This window comes from Neolewinella xylanilytica (assembly GCF_002934605.1).
Taxonomy (GTDB): domain Bacteria; phylum Bacteroidota; class Bacteroidia; order Chitinophagales; family Saprospiraceae; genus Neolewinella; species Neolewinella xylanilytica.
This window is the reverse complement of sequence record NZ_PTJC01000007.1, coordinates 296,931-315,949: the sequence shown is the minus strand read 5'-3', so window position 1 is coordinate 315,949 and position 19,019 is coordinate 296,931. Positions and strand designations below refer to the sequence as shown.

Genomic DNA, 19,019 nt, shown 5'->3' with positions numbered 1-19,019 from the left:
ATCGTTATTCTACCCGGGAAACGGTTGAGACGTTGTCTAAGTTTTGCAAAGCCCTGGATGCCAGCCGCAACTGATCGGTATTGCGCACCAGCACGCTGATCCGGGCGGTGAAGGTGCCGCTCTCGGCGGCGATGTTGAAACTGCGGATGTCGAGGTCCATCTGCGTGATCTCGTGGCTGATGGTTTCGATTACCCCCTTGCCGCTGTCCAGGCCGGTTAGCTTCAGTTCGGCTACGAAGCTGTGGTCGGTGGTGCTTACCCACTCCGCCTTCATGATCCGGTAATCGTAGTTGGCCATCAGGTTCTCCGCGTTCGGGCAGATGACCCGGTGGATCTTCAGTCCGGCGTTGGACGTGAGGTAGGCGAACACCTGGTCGCCCTGCACGGGATTACAGCAGCTGGCCATGGTATACTCCAGCTGGTCGCCGGGCTCTCCGTTGATCAGCAGCTTGGTGGTCCCTTTCTTCCGGTTGGCCCCGTTGCGGCGGCCCTTGCTTTCGGGTTCTTTTTCTTGCGGCAGCGGCGCAGGAGCGGCAATGGTCAGTTTACCGTGCTCCACCGCGAAGGGTTTGAGTACCTGGGCGATACTGAGCGCCTCGCGGCCGAGATCGTAGAAAAGATCGACGTGGCTTCCTTCCGTCCAGTGCCTGGCCAGGGTTTCCACTGCCGCCTTTTCGTCTTCCACGTGCAGTTTCTTCAGTTTGCGGTGCAGGGCCTCCTTGGCCAGCTCCCCTTGCTGCCGCTTCTCCTCCTTCAGCGATTGCCGGATCTTGGCTTTGGCTTTGCCGGTCTTCACCATATCCAGCCAGTTCGGGTTGGGCTTCTGCTGGGGATTGGTGTTGACCTTGAGCCGGTCGCCGTTGCGGAGCACGTACGACATCGGTACGATGCGCTCGTCGCACAGGATACTCTGGCAGTGGTAGCCCACCATGCTGTGGACGCTGAAGGCGAAGTCCAGGGCAGTCGAACCCTTTGGCAGGGCTTTCATATCCCCGTCTGGCGTATAGACGTAGACTTCCTCGTTGAAGAAGCTGTTCGCCCGGAAATCACCGAGAAACTGGACGGTGTCGCTGTTCGGATTTTCCAGGATGTCCCGGACACTCTCGAACCACTGCTCGTAAACGTCGCGTTGGTTCGTAACCCCCTTGTACTTCCAGTGAGCGGCAAACCCGCGTTCGGCGATCTCGTTCATCCGTTCACTCCGGATCTGCACTTCGACGAAGCGGGCGGCGGGGCCCACTACGGTGGTGTGCAGGCTCTCGTACCCGTTCGATTTGGGAATGGTGATCCAGTCCTTAAGCCGGGAAGGCACGGCCTGGTAGGCGTCCGTAATCGTACTGTACACGGCCCAAGCGGCGAGTTTTTCCTTTTCCCGGGGCACGTCCAGAATGATCCGCACGGCAAACAGGTCGTAAATCTGCTCGAAGGGGACCTGCTTTTTCTTAATCTTGTTCGAGATGCTGTAGATCGACTTGGGCCTTCCGAAGATGCGGTACGGATACCCGAGTTCGTCGAGCTTGGCCCGCAGCGGGGCGATGAAGCTTTCGATGTACTTTTCCCGGGCGGCTTTCGTTTCCTGTAGCTTACGCGCTACGGCGCTGTAGTCTTCCCGCTCGAGCACTTTCATGCACAGGTCGAGGAATTCCGAGCGGAAGTTGTACAGGCCGAGCCGGTGGGCCAGGGGGGCGTAGATGTAACTCGTTTCGGCGGCAATTTTGAGCTGCTTGTGCTCCGGCATGCTCTTGATGGTCCGCATATTGTGCAGGCGGTCGGCCATCTTGATGAGTACGATACGTACGTCGACGATCAGCGTACTGAGTACCTTTTTAAAGTTCTCCGCCTGCTTGCTTTCGGATTGGTAGGCACTGTCCAGTTTGGTCAGGCCACCCACCATCTGAGCGATGCGGTCGCCAAACTGATCCTGCAGCTCCTCGATCGTAACCGGCGTATCTTCCACGACGTCGTGCAGCAACGCGGCGCAGATCGCAGTCGGTCCGAGGCCGATCTCCTCCGCGCAGATCTTGGCTACCGCGATGGGGTGGAAAATGTAGGGCTCCCGGGATTTGCGCCGTTGGTGGCGGTGGCTGAAGTTCGCCAGGCGGAAGGCCCGGTTCATCTGCTCCCGGTCTTCCTGGGAATAGGGCGTACGCAGGCTGGCGATCATGTCCTCGTAAGCGTGGTCGATCGCCGTTTGTTCCTCTACCGTAATGTCCAGTACTTCAGCCATATATTTTATTAACAATCATTAGCTTCATTTGGACGAGCAACCGCACCAAAGGTCTCACGGGGATCAGGCTTTGTCGCCTAATTTCCTTACCAGTACCATGTCGCGAAAAGCTTTTCGGGCTTCCTGTACCGGCGAGCCGAACCAGCTCTTGCCCCCTTCCAGGTCGCGGCCTACTCCGCTCTGCGCCATGATCACGGTGCGTTCACCGAGCTTGACGTTCTGGGCGATGCCCGCCTGCCCCTGCAAAATGGACCAGTCCCCAATGGTGCAGTTACCCGCTACGCCGACCTGGGCGGCCATCTGCACGTGGCGGCCGACCTTGCAATCGTGTCCGATCTGCACCTGGGCGTCCAGCTTGCTGCCGGCTCCGATCACCGTCGTAGACGAAACGCCACGGGCGATCGTACAGCAGGGGCCCAGGAAAACGTCGTCCTCCAGGTGAACGCTGCCCCCGCTCCGCCAAGGAAGGAGGCCGTCGGCGGTCCGCTTGAAATAGAAGGCCTCCCCGCCGACTACGGTTCCCGCGCTGACGATCACCCGGTCGCCCAGGGTGCAGCCGTCGCCGATCACGGCATTCGGTCCGATGTGGCAACGGTCGCCGATCACCACGCCACGCCCCAAGTGGGCTCCGGGCGCGACGTACGTGCCGGCCCCGACGACGGGCGCTTCGCTCCGTTCGGCCGTTTCGTCGGCCCGTGGCCGCTGCCCCCACACGATGCCATTATACACCGCGAATGGTTGGGGATGAACGAGCAGTGCTTTTCCCTCCGGGCAGGGGTAGGGACGGTCGATCAGAATGACCGATGCCGCCGACGCCAGGGTGGCCGCGTAGTAGCGGGGATGATCGACGAAGCAGAGGTCTCCGGGTTCGACGTGGTGAATTTCGTTGAGGCCGGTTACCTCCTGCGCTCCGTCGCCCAAAAGGTCTGCGCCGAATTGCTCGGCCAAAGCGGCCGCGGTGGTGGGCGTGGTAAGTTTCATGGCAGATGGGAGCGGATTAGTTAATTCAGGACGCCTTCCAGCTTATACTTATAGAAACTGACCCCGGCGCCGTACACCCAACCTTGCTTTCCGTTGTCCAGGCGGATTTTCACCCAAGGTTCGGTGGGGGTTACCTCACCCAAATCGATGGTGAAGAGGGAGTCCGTTACTTCGTTCATGTACGTAACCTGCTCGTAGAGATTGAGCCTACCGATAATGGGTGCGCCGAGTTTCGGTTGTACGCGTACGTTCAGTCCGTCGATCGTGCTATACAGCGTCGTTTCCTTTTGCACCACTACGGGACGGTTTACCTGACCGGGCAGGTAAACGCTACTGTCTCCGGGGAGGGGCTGGGTACGCGCCCGCAGGAGGGCGGCTTCCCGGGCCAAGCGCTCCTGCTCGGCATCGGAAAGCAGGGATTCGGCCGCCGAAACCTGGGGCTGCGCCTCCCGGAGCTTGCGGATCGAGTCGCGGAGGATGCTGTCGCGACGTTCCAGGTAATCTTCCCGCGTTTCCTGTTCCTCGATCATGGCGTAATCACTTTCGTTCTGGCTGCACTGCCGCATGGCCCAGATCATGAAGATCAGGGTGACGAGGGACACGATCACGAAGGGAACTACTTGGGAGGAAGAACGCTTTTGCGTGGCCATGGTGATGATTGGTTTACAATTCTGGGAGTACGATTTACGATTGGGGGGCCTACACATCGCTTATCCGTCCGCAAGGTACGAGTGTTGTGTTTGATGCGCGGTGCCAGACGACGCAACGGCTGGCGGTCAAAAGTGTCGATGTGTCTTCCCCTACCCAACACGACGAAGAAAATCGAGAACCCTTCTCCTCCGGCGGGGGTTCCGCTACTGAAACATCGCAGTAAATCGTACCTCCTACATGCCCCGCCACTACTCCCAGTTGTACCGCGAACTCCGGGCCGTCGACCCTACGGACTACCACCGCATCATCCGGACGTACGAGGAGCGGGAGCAGGAGATCGGCCGGCTTGACGTAGTGGAAAACTTCGAACTGACGGTCTGGTACGTGGATGCGCTCTTCGAGACGGGAGCTTACCGGGAGCACCAGCTGATGGTGGATCTGGTGATCCACGCAAGTATCCGTCACGACATCCGACGGGTACCCGGCCGAAAGGAGGAGATCTTCGAATACCAACTCTTCCGGAAGGCGGCCAGTGCTTTCCGGATCCAGGATCACGCCACGGCCGAGCACGTCCTGCGCGAGCTGGTAGCCATGCGACCCGGCAAGGAAGTGTACTTCCGTTTTTTGCGTACGACCCTCTTCCGGCGGCAGACGAAGGTGTTGCAATTCGGCCGGGCCGCCTGCATCTTTTGCATGCTGCTGACCGCCCTGGTGGTCACGGTCAACCTGTTGGTAGTGAAAAACTTTTACCCCGAGCACGCGCCGGCCACGACCTGGATCAGCCTGGACATATTCGTGATCGGCTTACTGGCGCTATTTGCGGCATACGGTTATGCTTACTACCTTTCCTGGCGAACGGCCAGTCAATTTCGCGCCGCCCGCTTAAACAAACGGCGCGACTAGCCGCTATACAGGAAAAACCACACATTACATGGCAAACAAACCCACCTTAGTCATTCTGGCCGCCGGAATGGGCAGCCGCTACGGCGGTCTGAAGCAAATCGACGGTGTAGGCCCCAGCGAAGAGGGCATCATCGAATATTCTATCTACGACGCCATCCGGGCCGGCTTCGGCAAGGTAGTCTTCGTGATCCGTAAGGACATCGAAGCCCCTTTCCGGGAGAAATTCGACGGTAAATTTAAGGACGATATCGAGGTAGCGTACGCTTTCCAGGGTATGGACAGTTTCGTTCCGGAGGGCATCGACCCCGCGAAACGGGAAAAGCCCTGGGGAACTTCCCACGCCATGCTCGTGGCGAAGGATGTCGTGCAGGAACCCTTCGCCGTCATCAATGCCGACGACTACTACGGAGTCGAAGCCTTTCAGAAGATGGCTTCCTTCCTGGTTGCCGAAGCCGACGCGGAAACCTTCGCCATGGTCGGTTACGTACTCCACCGGACGCTCTCCGATCACGGTACCGTAAACCGGGGCGTAACCGTCGTTGCCGAAGATTACCTGCTACGCGACGTCAACGAGCGCCTCAAGATCCAGCGGGGCACCGATAGCAAAGTCACCTACCTTGGAGAGGACGGCCACCGCTACGAACTGGCCGACAACGCCGTAGTGTCCATGAACTTCTGGGGTTTCCATCCCTCCATCTTCGACCGGTTGGAAAAAGGATTTCAGGAATTCGCCCGCGACAACAAGGAAAACCCGCGCGCGGAATACCTCATCCCCGAGCTCGTCGACGGTATGATCAAGGATGGCAGCGCTACGGTCAAGGTACTCGTCAGCGAAGACAAGTGGTACGGCGTAACCTATCAGGAGGATAAGCCCAAGGTGCAGGAGGCTTTCTCCATGCTGGTAGCGGAGAATACCTACCCTACTCCGTTATTTAGTTAACAGGTACTCACTCCAACTGCCCGGATACAGCGCCGGCAGCTCGCCGAAGGCGTAATTATACGCCAGGATATTGTGACAGGCCGTCACGCCGGAGCCGCAGTAGAACACGTTCTGCTGCGGCTCTTTCTTTAGTCCGGCGAAGCGCTTCTGCAGTTCCTCCCGCGACTTGAATTTGTCTCCCTTCCCCAGATTGTCGGGCCAGGGCAAATTGATGGCACCCGGGATGTGACCGGCCACGGGGTCGATGGGCTCGACCTCGCCGCGGTAGCGCTCCGCGGTGCGGGAATCGATCAGCCGGTAATCCTCATCGTCGAGCATCCGGTGTATATCCGCTAAATCGGGTACCGCAAGCTGGGTCGGAGCCACCGGATACGGATCGGTGGGCCGGGGTTCCGGCGCTTCCGTTTCGGTTGGAAGCCCCGCGTCCAACCAGGCCGGGTACCCCCCGTCCAGCACGGATACCCGCTCGTGCCCCAGATAGCGAAGTAACCACCAGCCGCGGGCGGCAATACCGCCGCCTTTATCGTCGTAGGCGACCACCGGTCGGTGCGGGGTAAGACCGAGGGCGCCCATCTTCGCGGCAAAGGCATTGCGGTCCGGTAGGGGGTGACGCCCCGTTTTTCCTTCCACCTTCGTACCGGAGAGATCCCGGTCCAGGTGCACGTAGTACGCACCCGGAATGTGCCCGGCGAGGTATTGCTCATAGCCCCGATCGGGGTGAAAGAGATCGAAACGGCAGTCGAGAAGAAGGGGCTTCTCGGGGAGAAGATCGTCGAGCTCCTCGGCGGAAAGAATGGGTGTGTTCATACGTCTAAGGTACGATCAGTACTGGTCCCAGCTTTTCAATTCTATTTTAAGTTGGTCGCCTTCGGCTACCTGGGTAGCAATCTCTTCGAAGGAAGGAGCCCGCCATTTGGTGGGAGGCGTTTTAGCAAATCCGTAGGGTTCGGTGGGTACCCCGAATAAATTGGTATCCAGTTTACCATTGCCGTTGAGGTCCTGAAAGGCCGCTATGACGTACTCCCCCGCGGCGGGAACCTCCAGGCTCAATTCCGCCCGCTGCGACGCGGCGGTTGCCGGACGGATGATGCGGGAAACTTCCTCCTTTTCATCGAAAGCCTCCGGCGTATCGTAGGCGGCCAGGTAAATCGCTCCCCCCGTGGCGGGTACGAGTACCTCCACGTTCAGGGTTTGCGGGGCAGCACAATTCAGTAGGGTGAGCAGCAGGGCGTAAAGGCTAATCAAGATAAAGTGGGTTAAGTTTCGACGATACGGGTTTAACAAAAAACGCCCCGGAGATGTGTTCCCCGGGGCGTTAAACCTATCTTATTGTGGTGCTACTTGCAGTAGCGATCGAAGGCCATCTTCAGGTTTTGGGCAATTACCTCGGCGGGCCGTCCCTCGATGTGGTGACGCTCCAGGAAGTGAACGAGCTTACCGTCTTTAAAGAGACCGATACTCGGGCTGCTGGGAGGGTAAGGCAGTAGATGCTCGCGGGCCTGGGCCGTAGCGTCGCGGTCGACACCGGCAAAGACGGTGTAGAGGCGATCGGGCTTCGCCTCGTTGCGTACGGCCATTTTCGCGCCGGGGCGAGCGTTAGCCGCCGCGCAACCGCAGACGGAATTGACGACGATCAGGGCGGTGCCTTCTTCCTGGCCAAGGGCATTATCGACTTCCTCGGGGGTGGTCAGTGACTCAAATCCAAAGTTGGTCAGATCTTTGGACATCGGCGTGGTTAGCTCGACTGGATACATAGATGCTTCTTTTCTTGTTGTTGATGGAGACTTTTGTATCTACAACTAGGGACTTGCTTTGGTTGTGGTAAGCGAGTAGCGTCCACTGCAGTGGAGTGGCTTGCGGTGAGGGTTGAAAGCGGGCAAAGCAGCCAGACAACGAAAGTCGTCGCTACTAGTACTCAAATTCCAGCTTCTCGCTCGGATAGCCGAAGAGGCAGTCTTCCTTCACCAGTTTGGCCACCCGGTCGGGTACCATCTTTTCCCAACCGTCTTCCCCGGCGCGGATCATCTCCAGGACGTCGCGGGAATAGATATGCAGGTTGTCCGCCTTGAAGTGGTCGATATCGACGATCTGACCGCTGTCGATTAAGTGACGGTAAAGGAATTTTACGCCTTCCGGAATCGGCACATTCTCGGCCGTCATCAGATCGGCGCTTCCTTCCTGCTGAGCTGGATAAACGTAGAGTTTAACGTTGCGGGTGAAGATCTCACCGAAGGCAGCCAGTAGCCGGCCGTCCTGATTGGCGTAGTACTTGTCGCTGATGAGGGTAAGCAAGTCGTTGACGCCCACCACGATACCCAACTGGGACACCTTATAGAGGGAAAGGTATTCGATCAGGTCGCCGTAGCGGTTGTAATTGCTGATGATGACCGTCTGTCCCATGGCGTTCAACAGGGTAGCCCGGTGCAGAAAATCGCGCTCGTTCATCTCGGCGCTATGTTGCAGGTTATCGAGGGTCAACTCCGTCAGGAGAAAACTGTGGGAAGGGTCTATGCCCTCCTCGGAGCGGAACTGCCGGTACCCCGCCTCCAGCATATCGGCGTTGACCAGGGTAGTGGGTCGGAAACTGCCGCGCACCACCATCACGGCCTTGCGGTACAGGAATTCGCTGGGGTGAATGCTCCGTCCCCGGGGGTCGAACATCGTGATGTCCGTCAGGCCGTGCTTCACCAGCCATAGGCTTAGTAGCCGGTTATCGACCTGGAAATCCGGTCCGCTGAGTACGATCATATCGATAGCGATGCGCCCCTTCAGTCCGTCGAGTAAACTCTCCACCAACGATTCCGGGTCGTCGGGGAAGTGATAGACCCCGTAAATCATGTTCACGCCCAGGATGCCGATGGCCTGCTGTTGCAATTGGTTGTCATTATCCAGCATGCGGGCATGGAGGAGTATGTCATTGGCACCCCCATTGGGGGTGAGTTCGAAGCGCAGGCCCAGCCAGCCATTCCCGCGTATCGTGCGGGTATAGTTGATGGCGGCCACGGTATCGGCGAAAACGAAGAAGTTGGTTTCCGGGCGGTCGTGCCGTAGCCGGTCCACCATCAGGTCGTACTCGTGGTCCATCATTTTGTGGATCCGGCTCTCGCAAACGTAGCGCCCACTGGGCTCCGTGCCGTAAATCTGGTCGGAATACACCTTATCGTAGGCGCTCATCGTCTTGGCGATGGTACCGGCCGCGGCCCCCACCTGGAAGAAATGACGGGCCACCTCCTGCCCGGCGCCGATCTCGGCGAAGGTGCCGTAAATCTTGGGATCGAGGTTGATTTCCAGGGCTTTCTGTTCGGTTTCTAGGAGTTGGCGGGCCATAGGATAGACAATTTACGAATTTCAAGGTACGATATGCGAATTGCCCGTGCTTCCCGGACGTCTGGCAATTTTATCCCTACCCGTCAAAGGTATCCAAACGTTTAATCGTTCGATTAGGTACCCGCTATCAGCCCCCTCCCTGTTCGGGGTCAGCAGCAGGGGAACGGGTCGGACCCTGGTCTAGGAGTACAGTCGGGTTATAATCCACCAAATAATATGGCTCGCAGATAAATTTGCTGGTAGAGCTTCTGTTACCCTCCACATCATGCCTGTACTGTTCAAAGCAACCCTGCATAAAGTGAATGCCGGTCGAAAGCGTAGCCGGATCATTGTTGGTTGACGAAAACAGCGGTTCGTACTCGCCCCGATTCGGATTGATCGTATACCGGTCGGGCAAAAATTGGTAATCGAAGAGGTAATGATCAAAAGCAGCCGTTAGTAAAAGATTGACGTATTCCGATCGGGATTCCACCGGACGGTCTTCCAGGAGCGGATGCAGCAGGCCCGCCCTCTCCATGAGGTGCCAGGTATCCAGGTGCTCGTCGCGCAGGCGAAAAACCAGCAGTCCGGTCAACAGTTTGCTATTTTTGGTGACTAGGGGAACTAAGAGTAGCTCACCCTTTTCGTGATCCGCCTGAGCGCGTGACCGCTCCCAGACGGGGAGACCTACGCCAAGGGCTTTTTCAATCGATGCAGCAGGAAATTCCTTTTCGATCCCCGACTGCATTTCGGCAATTTTTTCCCGCAGCCCTTCCGGCAACATGCCGAATTTCTGTCGCATCTCGCGAAACGCTTGCTTTTCGTAGACCGACGTATCCTGGATGATATTCGCGTTCGCTTTGCTGGCCTGGCCGAAAGTGTAAAAGTCACCGGTGTCGACGGACACTCTAGCAGGCAGCCGTTTACAGCTAATCGCCCCGAAAAGCAAGGCGACGAACAGGATCTTCAGGGCAGTCGAAATGCTTCTCATTCATTGGGTATTTAGATGGCATATTCACCATAAAATACCTCAGCCAAACCTTTTCAATCAACATGCCACATCCAGGATTCCCGGCAAAAAAAGCCAGGCAACATTTTGTTCGCAAATATTGAAAAGGCAAGCTACGATAGCCCTGAAAATACCTGATCCCGGCAATCTTGTGTTACTATTCGATAGACTGAAAACATAGGACTTCGCCTATAATGATCTTGCTACCTCACCAGCAACGCCTCCAACACCGCCGCCGCCGACCACGTCCGGTTATTCGCCTGCTGCAACACCAAGGATCGCGGGCTATCCAGCACCCCGTCCGAGACGACTACGTTGCGCCGCACGGGCAGGCAGTGCATGAAGTAGGCATCGTTGGTCAGGGCCATTTTGTCGGTGTCGACGAGCCAGTCAGTCCGATCGGTGGTGGCGCCGTACGGTTCATAGGCCGACCAGTTCTTGGCGTAGACGAAGTCGGCGCCCCGCAGGGCTTCCGCCTGATCGTGCAGGACCTCCGCCCCGGCCGTAAATTCCGGTGCCAGGTCGAAGCCTTCCGGGTTCGCGATCACGAGATCCACCTCGTCCCAGCCGGTCATCCATTCCGCGAAGCTATTCGGCACGGCCTGGGGCAATTGGCGGGGGTGGGGGGCCCAGGTGAGTACAACCTTCGGGCGTTCCGTCTTGCGGTGTTCGGCGATGGTGATGCAGTCGGCCAGACTCTGCAGGGGGTGACGGGTGGCCGATTCCAGGCTAACCACCGGTACCGTAGCGTACTTCCGGAAGGCGTGGATGATGCGATCCTCGTAGTCGGCATTCCGGTCTTCCAGGCCGGGGAAGGAGCGTACGGCCAGGATGTCGCAGTACTGGCTCAGTACGCCGGCGGCTTCCTTTACGTGCTCGGCGCGGTCCAAGTTCATCACGACGCCGTCTTCGAATTCCAGCTTCCAGCCACCGGCCATATCCATGGTGATTACCTGGAAACCTAGGGTAGTCCCGGCCTTTTCCGTGCTGAGGCGGGTGCGCAGACTGGGGTTGAAGAAGAGGTTGATGAGCGTTTTGTGCTGACCGATGTAAGCGTTCTCGTGCGGGTGGGTCTTGAAGTAGCGTGCCCGCTCGATGAGGTGGTTGATGTCGGTGGCGTCCTTAACGGAAAGGAAGTTGTTCATGGCTTGTAGCGTATCGGGCTGTCTGGGTTAAATCTGAAAATCCGGGAGTTTCTGAAGCACGACCGGCGGCCATCCCCAGGCCCGGGCGAATGCTTATTTGACGGTACGGAGCGCAGACACCGATGCAAACGCTTCCACCACCCGGTCGCACTGTTCCTGGGTAAAGTTTAGGGGCGGCAACAGGCGGATCGTATTCGGATCCTTCGCCGAACCGGTAAAGACGCTTTCCTCGAATAATAATTTTTTACGGAGTTCCCCGATCGGCTCCTCCATCTGTAGGCCGATCATCAGGCCAAGGCCCCGGACTTCCTGGAAGGAGCCGGTTGCGCGCATGGCTTCCATTAGGTAATTGCCCTGCTCCACGGCATTTTCGAGCAAGCCCTCGCGTTCGATCACGTCCAGTACGGCGATGCCCGCCGCGCAGGCGAGGTGGCTGCCCCCGAAGGTGGTGCCCAACATGCCGGACTTCGCTTCGATCTCCGGAGCGATGAGTACCCCCCCGATCGGAAAGCCGTTGCCCATTCCCTTGGCCATGGTGATGATATCGGGGCGCACCTTGCTATGTTGGAAGGCGAAGAACTTACCGCTCCGCCCGTATCCCGACTGGACCTCGTCCAGGATCAGCAGCGCGCCATTCTCGTGGCAGAGATCGGGCAGGGCCTCCAGGTAGTCGGCGTCCGGTACGTGAATGCCACCGATACCCTGAATACCCTCGATGATGACGGCCGCCACGTCGCCCTTCTGCAGCTCCCGCGCTACGGCGCCCAAATCGTTTATTTCGAGAAAGGTAACCGGGTAGTTCTTGTTGATCGGTGCCTTGATAGCCTCGTTATCCGTGGCGTTGACCGCGGCCGAGGTACGGCCGTGAAAACCGCCTTTGAAAGCGATGATCCGGCTGCGCCCGGTCTCGAAGCTGGCCAGCTTCAGCGCGTTTTCGTTCGCTTCCGCTCCGCTGCTCACCAAAAAGAGCTGGTAATCGTCCAAACCGGAAAGCCGCCCGAGTTTATCGGCCAGTTCCCGCTGCAGGGGGTTTTCCACGCTGTTGCTGTAAAAGCCCAGCTTAGCCACCTGCTCCGAAATCAGCTTCACGTAGTGGGGATGGGCGTGTCCGATGCTGATCACCGCGTGGCCGCCGTAACAATCGAGGTACCTCGTCCCATCCTCGGTGAATACGTAAGCGCCCTCGCCGCGGACGGGCTCTATGGGGTAGAGGGAGTAGACGTCGAAGAGTTGCATGGGGGAATGGTGAATGGGTGAATTATTGAGGGACTGAATTTGCGGTCGTCATCCGAACTCGTCTGCCGAAGCGCGCTTCGCGGCTTCGTCCGCCGAGTTCGGTGTGACTAAAACATGGAGGCCTTAAGTCTAAGTCCCAGGTCTTCCGGCAGGCCGAGAGCCAGGTTCATATTCTGTACCGCCTGGCCGCTGGCCCCCTTGAGCAGGTTGTCGATGGCGGAGGTGACCAGCACCTTGTCGCCGTGCTTTTCTACCTGTACGAGTCCCTTATTGGTATTGACCACCTGCTTGAGGTTGATCGTGTCGTCGGTGACGTGGGTGAAGGCGGCACCGTGGTAGAAGTCGCGGAAGATTTGCCGTAGCTCGGTTTCCGACCGGTCCGTGTCGAGGTAGCAGGTCACCAGGATGCCGCGGGCGAAGGGGCCGCGTACCGGCAGGAAATGAATATTTTCGGTGGCTGTTCGGCCTACTTGTCCGGCGCTGCGACCGATCTCCGCGAGGTGCTGATGCCCGAAGGGTTTGTACACGCTCACGTTGGCGTTACGCCAGCTGAAGTGGGTCGTGGGTGAGGGGCTCTGTCCCGCCCCGGTACTGCCGGTGATGCCGTTCACGTGCACCTCCCCTTCCGCGAGCCCGGCCGCCGCCAGGGGGAGCAGCGCCAGCTGGATGGCCGTAGCGAAGCACCCGGGGTTGGCGATACGTTTCGCCGTGGTAATGGCTTCCCGGTTGATCTCGGGGAGTCCATAGACCCAGCTCTCGTCAATCCGGTAGTCGGTGCTTAAATCTACAACCAACTGGCTCTGCCGGGGGCGATGGGCTTCTACCCAGCCACGTGACTTGCCGTGGCCCATACAGAGAAAAATGGCGTCTACGTCGCCGAGGGCGGTCCCCGCCGAGCCCGTGAAGGTCAGCTCCGTTTCGCCCACCAGGTCGGAATGCACTTCGGTGATGGCCTTTCCGGACTGGCTGCCGCTCTCCACGAAGGCGATCTCCACCTCCGGGTGGTGCACCAGGATGCGCAGCAACTCCCCGGCCGTATATCCGCCCCCGCCGATGATGCCTATGCGTTTCATTTGTTCTGTTGTACGGCGTTCCGAATGCGCCCCGGGACGCTCAGGATCTTGGTGAAGCCGCGGACGTCTTCGCCCGACCAGCCATTATTCATTTCCCCGTAGGAGCCGAAGCCACCGCCCAGCAGGTCGTCGCTGGAGTTGATGCCGTCGAGCACATAGCGGTAGGGGTGTAGCGTGACGTGAACCGTTCCGTTGACGGTCGTCTGCGAACTTTCCAGGAAGGCCTCTACGTCCCGCATCACCGGGTCCAGGAACTGCCCTTCGTGGAGCATCATACCGTACCAATTGCTCAGTTGCTCCTTCCAAAAAAGCTGCCATTTACCCAGGGTATGCTTCTCCAGGAGGTGGTGGCCCTTGATGATGAGCACGGCGGCGGCGGCGGCGAAGCCTACCCGCCCCTTGATACCGATAATCGTATCCCCGACGTGGATGTCCCGTCCGATGCCAAAGGGGGCGGCCAGTTTTTCGAGCGCCTTGATGGCGGCTACCGGTCCGTCGAATTCCTGATCGTCGAAGCCGGTGAATTGGCCCTCGGTAAAGTGGAGGTCCAGTTTGCGGGGCTCGGTTTCCGTAACCTGGACGGGCCAGGCGTCTTCCGGAAGTGATTTATCGCTCGTCAGCGTTTCCGCTCCTCCGACCGAGGTTCCCCACAGTCCGGCGTTGATGCTGTAAGTTCCCTTCTTTTCAGGCCACTGCAGCCCGTGCTTGGCGAGGTAATCGACTTCCTCCTGCCGCGACAACTTCAGGTCGCGGATGGGCGTGATGATCTCCAATTCTCGTCCGCTCAGTTCGAAGGCCAGGTCGAAGCGCACCTGATCGTTGCCGGCGCCGGTACTACCGTGGGCCACGCCGTCGGCTCCGATCTCCACGGCGTAGCGGGCGGTGGTCATGGCCTGGAACATCCGCTCGGCACTTACGGACATCGGGTAGGTTTGGTAGCGGAGGCAGTTGCCGTAAACCAGAAAGCGCAGGCACTCATCGTAATATTCGCCGGTTACATCGACGCTTTTGTAGGAAGCGGCCCCGAGTTTCAAGGCGCGCTGTTCCATTTCTTTCAGCTCCGATGGAGAAAACCCACCGGTATCGACGGTCAGGGCGTGCACCTCGTATCCTTTTTCGGTGAGGTGCTTGACGCAAAAACTGGTATCGAGGCCACCGGAGTAAGCCAGAACGATCTTCTTCAAAATAAGCTGGTTTTATGGCGGTCCGCAGATCACTCCGGGACCTGAATACTTCGTAGGTTAAACTTCAGGCATCGTCCTTCCCCTACCCTTCCACGATCATATCGGTCAGGTCTACCTCCATCTTCTTCGCCTGTAGGGCGCTGGGGGCCATCATGGCGGTGCAGAGGCACATCCGGCGCTGGTTGCGCTCCAGGATATCGTAATTCGGACAGGTTTTGCAACCACCCCAGAAGGCATCGTCCTGGGTGAGCTCGCTGAAGGTGACCGGACGGTATCCCAGGTCGCTGTTGATCTTCATGACCGGCAGGCTGGTGGTGATGCCGAATATCTTTGCCTCCGGGTACTTGGTGCGGGATAGCTTGAAGATGGCCGCCTTGATTCGCCGCGCCAGTCCGTGCCGGCGGAACGCGGGATTAACGATCAGGCCGGAGTTGGCCACGTACTTGCCGTGCTCCCAGGTTTCGATGTAGCTGAAGCCGCCGATCTCACCGTCCACCAGCGCAATGATCGCCTTGCCGGTAAGCATTTTCTCCTCTACGTATTCCGGTTTTCGCTTAGCAATACCCGTACCGCGTGCACGCGCTGATTCTTCAATCAAATCACAAATTGCCCGGGCGAATACGGTATGTTCCGGCTGGGCGACCAGTATCTTAATTTGCATAGGGAAAGGAAAAAGGACGACCGGTGGGGTGGCGGGTCGAAGGGAGTTATTAAGTGGGGGTATCGGGAGAGGGGCGGCAACGCATGCCGGGGCCTCCGGGTCCCGAGAACGATCGGGACGGGAAGCGTACTATATCCTTCGCCTAAGCAGGCGGATGCGATTGGATACCTGAGACATGCTGCAAAGTTAGGGGAATTAATACGATTCGCGCACGCCAAAGTTCATTTTGCGGCGGAGCGCAGGAGCAGGAGGCCATCGTTAGCGACCGTAAATAAAAACCGGGCCGCCCACCCTGGACGGCCCGGTTTCGGGGCGACGGACTGCCTAGGTGCATTACCGCTTCAGGAACTGCTTGCTGTAGAGCTTGTCGTTTACGATCAGTGTTAAATGGTACACGCCGGCCGGTAGCCGGCTCACCTGCAGGGTATTGCGTTCGGCACTGTACTGCTGACCGCTGATCAGCCGGCCCTGGGCATCGGAAAGCAGGACGGTAAAGTCCCGTACCCCGGCGTCGTTGTTGATAATGTTGAGGGCGTCCACGGCGGGGTTCGGATAGAACTCGAAGGACAGTCCGCTTTCCTCGATCGGTTCGGCTATGCCTACGGGGGCGATACTCCCTAGCTCGAGAGCGCCGATGTCGGGCATGTCGTCGCGCTCGGTGCCGTACAAGTCTACTTCCGGCACCAATGGTCCGGTGGTACCGGCATCAACCAACGGATTCGTGGATGCATCACCGGCCAGACCTAAGTTAGGAAATTCCGAAGCGCGATCAGCTTCAAAAGGATCGATGAAAATGCTTTCGAGATCCGCATTGACGTCCAGGATATCGGCTTCGTCGTCGGTGAATTCGGCGGCAACGTCCGAGGTGCTGTTGAAGTAATTTCCGCCGAGGGAAATCAGGCTGATCTCACCGAATCCGGTCGGATCTTCCAGGTATCCGACGTTCCTTTCGAGTCCAATACTTTCTTCATCAGTCGCCTCCATAAACAGCGCGTTGTTCTGGATCGTAAGCGTGACGGCGTTTACCAACGGATCGGTATTCCCGGGTTGAAAGATAGCCACCGCGTTGCCTACGCTGCCGGGGATACTGTCTGCCGCATTTTCCGGACGGTTGCCATCGCTGTTATTGAAAAAGGTATTATTGATGAGGTAGTTATCCAGGACCGAATTCCTGGCCGAGGATCCATTGATGATGATCGCGCCGCCGCTTCCGCCGCTTTGAACCCGGTTATTGACAAACAGGGAATTGGTGGATCGCAGGCTAAAATCTCCCAGATTGATGGCCCCGCCCTGACTAAAGTCACGATCGGTGGCGGGTTGCGCACCATTGTTTACGAAGATGCTGCGGCCAAGATCCAGGGAAGGCGCAATCAGACTATCGTACCGCCTGGGCTCAATCACGTCCCCGAGGGTATCGCGCACTAAATACCGGGTAGCGTCAATGGCTCCACCCGACGAGGAAAAGTTAGAAAAGAAATCACAGTTGTCTACGATCAGGTCGACATTCTCGATCACCCGCACGGCACCTCCGGCGGCACCCACTACTCGGTTACCCTCGAAGCGCGAATTCAGCACGGAAAGCGTAAAAGTAGAATCGGCTACCGCTTCCAGATAAATTCCGCTTCCGCCACTAAGGCGTTGCGACTGATTTACTGTGTAATTGTTCCGGAAAGTGCAACTATCCACGACCAAGGAAGTCGGCTGATCCACCTCGTTGTAAAATAGCGCGATACCCGCACCGCGGAAGAAGGGGTTCTCGGCGTTGCCGTTATCGATGAAGGAAGACGATACGATCCGGGTACTTACTCCCGCACCGTCAAACTCCGCGGTACCATCCTGCCCCAAGTTGCCCGAGAATGAATTGCCGCGAAGCACGCTGTTGATGCGCCTGATCCGAAGCGCGGCGCCGGGGCCATTTAGGGACTGATTGCCCCGAAAAATGTTGTTCTCTAACCGCGCATTTCGGTCAAGGTCGGGGGTCGCCTGCAAATAAATCGCGCCGCCGCCAAATTCCGTATCGTCGATATTGGCGGTGAAGGTATTGCCTATAATATCGAGGTCGGCATAATCCGTAAGGTAGCAAATCGCCCCACCGGTTGCTCCGACATTTCGGTTGAACAAATTATTGGTTACCACCTGGCGGTACTCCAGTGTATCGAACGTCACATAATATATGGCTCCTCCCAACTGACCTACGCCATCAACAAAGGAGGAATTACTGACCGTATTGCTTAGATTGAACAGGGCAAGGGAGCCACCGCGTCCTGCGCTGGAGTTATTCGTAAAACTACAGTTATCGATGGTCAGTTCCGTCGGGTCGATTTCCCGATCCGACATGAAGTTGGGGTCATTAAAAATATACATCGCTCCGCCAAAGCCACCTGCGGAAAGGTCGGTAAACTCGCTACCCCGCACGTCGATATCCAGCACGTTAGCCGTTTCCAGGGCAGCGGCGCTCCCCGCGATGGAAATGGTGTCGAAGATTGAGTTCTGTATAGTCAGTCCGGTCAAGTTGGCTGCAAAAATCATCCCCGTTTCCATTGAAGTGGTGCCCTCGGTAAAGGAGCTGTTCCGTATCGAAATGGAATCCGCTAAATTGAAATACATCGCATTAGCCACCGACGTGGGATTATTGATCAGGCTTATGTCGTCGAAGGTCGATCCGGAAGCCGTAGTAAAGATGTAGGCGGCTGCGGAACCAAAAGGGGCGCGGTTGTCGGAAAAAGTCACGCGGCTCACCATCGTTTTGGCTTCGGAGTAAATTCCACCACCCGCATACGGAAACAGGGGTACGGACCCGGGAAAGTTTGGAGCGATCACGCCGTGGCTGATGGTCAATCCGTCAATGGTCACGGTAAATTGACTGGTTTCGTTGGTATCGATAATTACCAGTACCCGGTTATTATCCACTGCTAGCAAACTGTCGTAGCTGCCCACTACGTCGTTGCCACTTACGTCGCCACTGAGGACAGTGACATTCGTGCTCGGATCGGCTTCCCCGGCGCTGGTTTCGGTTCCCGCGAACCCGCCGTACAGCGATAGCTCCCGATCGATGAAGAAGGGTGACGTTTCCGGCGTGACGTAGGTGCCGGCGGCAATCCAGAGGTCGCTACCGGCCTCGGCACTGTCAATGGCGACACTCAGGTCAGTGTAGGCGTTCGCCCAGCTGCTACCATCATTGGTGCCCCCGGCATCGGCATCTACGTAAATCACCTGTGCTTGGGAAGCAATAGCCACGAGCAGCAGGCCGAAAGAAAGTAAAAGTTTTGGCATAGCGAATTTTTGAATTGTTGGTCAGGTAGCCCGGGTAAGTCCTGGAAATCGGTTGCCCACGGGCTCGGTCCAGCCGCATCCTGATTGGTAACCACGAGGACTGGTCGTGCACGCTCGTCAAGATTGCACTTCAGGGACAAGAAAACGAAAATTTTCCGGGTGAGGCAGCAGGTATGACAAATTATGCAAGTCGGAACACAATAATTCGTGCATCTCCGGCCTGGCCGCCAAGGAAGAACCGACGCCGCACGTCCGCCCCACCCCCTTCTCCGGAGATTCCGGTAGGGAAGTATGTCTCCGCTTCGTGGGTACCGAGCTGAACGCCCACCGGGTGGCCGGTTGGCGTACCTTACATTAGGATTCGAGGTGGGTATCGGGGAACTGGTACGACGTGGGATATGCTATACCCGTGGACTGCACCGCTTCCAGC

16 protein-coding genes are annotated in these 19,019 nt (G+C 57.8%); 2 read left to right on the top strand and 14 right to left on the bottom strand.

Features of this window, described 5'->3' with window-relative positions:
• Nucleotides 1-4: 4 nt before the first annotated feature.
• The 3 genes from CLV84_RS19220 to CLV84_RS19210 form a co-directional block, all read right to left on the bottom strand.
• Entirely contained in the window at nucleotides 5-2,227 is a 2,223-nt protein-coding gene (locus CLV84_RS19220; protein WP_104421458.1) for a RelA/SpoT family protein, read from the bottom strand.
• Nucleotides 2,228-2,290: 63 nt separating this feature from the next.
• Nucleotides 2,291-3,208 (bottom strand): LpxD N-terminal domain-containing protein, encoded by a 918-nt coding sequence (locus CLV84_RS19215; protein WP_104421457.1) that lies wholly within the window; start codon nucleotides 3,206-3,208, stop codon nucleotides 2,291-2,293.
• A 20-nt stretch (nucleotides 3,209-3,228) separates the two neighbouring features.
• On the bottom strand, nucleotides 3,229-3,858 hold the full coding sequence (locus CLV84_RS19210) for an SH3 domain-containing protein (protein WP_170067783.1): 630 nt from the start codon (nucleotides 3,856-3,858) through the stop codon (nucleotides 3,229-3,231).
• A 238-nt stretch (nucleotides 3,859-4,096) separates the two neighbouring features.
• Between CLV84_RS19210 and CLV84_RS19205 the strand changes: the two genes are divergently transcribed.
• Nucleotides 4,097-4,762 (top strand): hypothetical protein, encoded by a 666-nt coding sequence (locus CLV84_RS19205; protein ID WP_104421455.1) that lies wholly within the window; start codon nucleotides 4,097-4,099, stop codon nucleotides 4,760-4,762.
• Between the two features lie 28 nt (nucleotides 4,763-4,790).
• Nucleotides 4,791-5,702 (top strand): nucleotidyltransferase family protein, encoded by a 912-nt coding sequence (locus CLV84_RS19200; RefSeq protein WP_104421454.1) that lies wholly within the window; start codon nucleotides 4,791-4,793, stop codon nucleotides 5,700-5,702.
• Here the strand turns inward: CLV84_RS19200 and CLV84_RS19195 are convergent.
• The 11 genes from CLV84_RS19195 to CLV84_RS19145 form a co-directional block, all read right to left on the bottom strand.
• The gene (locus CLV84_RS19195) at nucleotides 5,691-6,509 is read right to left on the bottom strand and encodes a sulfurtransferase (RefSeq protein WP_104421453.1); all 819 of its coding nucleotides are present in this window, start codon (nucleotides 6,507-6,509) and stop codon (nucleotides 5,691-5,693) included. The two genes, CLV84_RS19200 and CLV84_RS19195, sit on opposite strands and share 12 nt — an antisense overlap.
• Before the next feature lie 15 nt (nucleotides 6,510-6,524).
• A complete protein-coding gene (locus tag CLV84_RS19190) occupies nucleotides 6,525-6,947 on the bottom strand; it encodes a DUF2141 domain-containing protein (RefSeq protein ID WP_170067782.1) in 423 nt (140 codons plus the stop codon).
• Between the two features lie 92 nt (nucleotides 6,948-7,039).
• A complete protein-coding gene (locus tag CLV84_RS19185; RefSeq protein ID WP_104421451.1) occupies nucleotides 7,040-7,456 on the bottom strand; it encodes a BrxA/BrxB family bacilliredoxin in 417 nt (138 codons plus the stop codon).
• Between the two features lie 154 nt (nucleotides 7,457-7,610).
• Nucleotides 7,611-9,029, bottom strand: a complete 1,419-nt coding sequence (locus CLV84_RS19180; RefSeq protein WP_104421450.1) for a nicotinate-nucleotide adenylyltransferase — start codon at nucleotides 9,027-9,029, stop codon at nucleotides 7,611-7,613.
• Nucleotides 9,030-9,156: 127 nt separating this feature from the next.
• Complete coding sequence (locus CLV84_RS19175; RefSeq protein WP_104421449.1) at nucleotides 9,157-9,999, bottom strand: hypothetical protein; 843 nt, start codon at nucleotides 9,997-9,999, stop codon at nucleotides 9,157-9,159.
• 221 nt (nucleotides 10,000-10,220) lie between these two features.
• The gene (locus tag CLV84_RS19170) at nucleotides 10,221-11,162 is read right to left on the bottom strand and encodes an N-acetylornithine carbamoyltransferase (protein ID WP_104421448.1); all 942 of its coding nucleotides are present in this window, start codon (nucleotides 11,160-11,162) and stop codon (nucleotides 10,221-10,223) included.
• Between the two features lie 93 nt (nucleotides 11,163-11,255).
• Nucleotides 11,256-12,398, bottom strand: a complete 1,143-nt coding sequence (locus CLV84_RS19165) for an aspartate aminotransferase family protein (protein WP_104421447.1) — start codon at nucleotides 12,396-12,398, stop codon at nucleotides 11,256-11,258.
• 107 nt (nucleotides 12,399-12,505) lie between these two features.
• Entirely contained in the window at nucleotides 12,506-13,471 is a 966-nt protein-coding gene (gene argC / locus CLV84_RS19160; protein ID WP_104421446.1) for an N-acetyl-gamma-glutamyl-phosphate reductase, read from the bottom strand.
• Nucleotides 13,468-14,655, bottom strand: a complete 1,188-nt coding sequence (locus tag CLV84_RS19155; RefSeq protein WP_211295305.1) for an argininosuccinate synthase — start codon at nucleotides 14,653-14,655, stop codon at nucleotides 13,468-13,470. The genes argC and CLV84_RS19155 overlap by 4 nt, the downstream gene beginning before the upstream one ends.
• Nucleotides 14,656-14,737: 82 nt before the next feature.
• Nucleotides 14,738-15,316 (bottom strand): GNAT family N-acetyltransferase, encoded by a 579-nt coding sequence (locus CLV84_RS19150; protein WP_104421444.1) that lies wholly within the window; start codon nucleotides 15,314-15,316, stop codon nucleotides 14,738-14,740.
• A gap of 333 nt (nucleotides 15,317-15,649) precedes the next feature.
• Nucleotides 15,650-18,589: a T9SS type A sorting domain-containing protein gene (locus tag CLV84_RS19145; RefSeq protein ID WP_104421443.1), complete on the bottom strand. Its 2,940-nt coding sequence runs from the start codon at nucleotides 18,587-18,589 to the stop codon at nucleotides 15,650-15,652.
• Nucleotides 18,590-19,019: the final 430 nt, after the last annotated feature.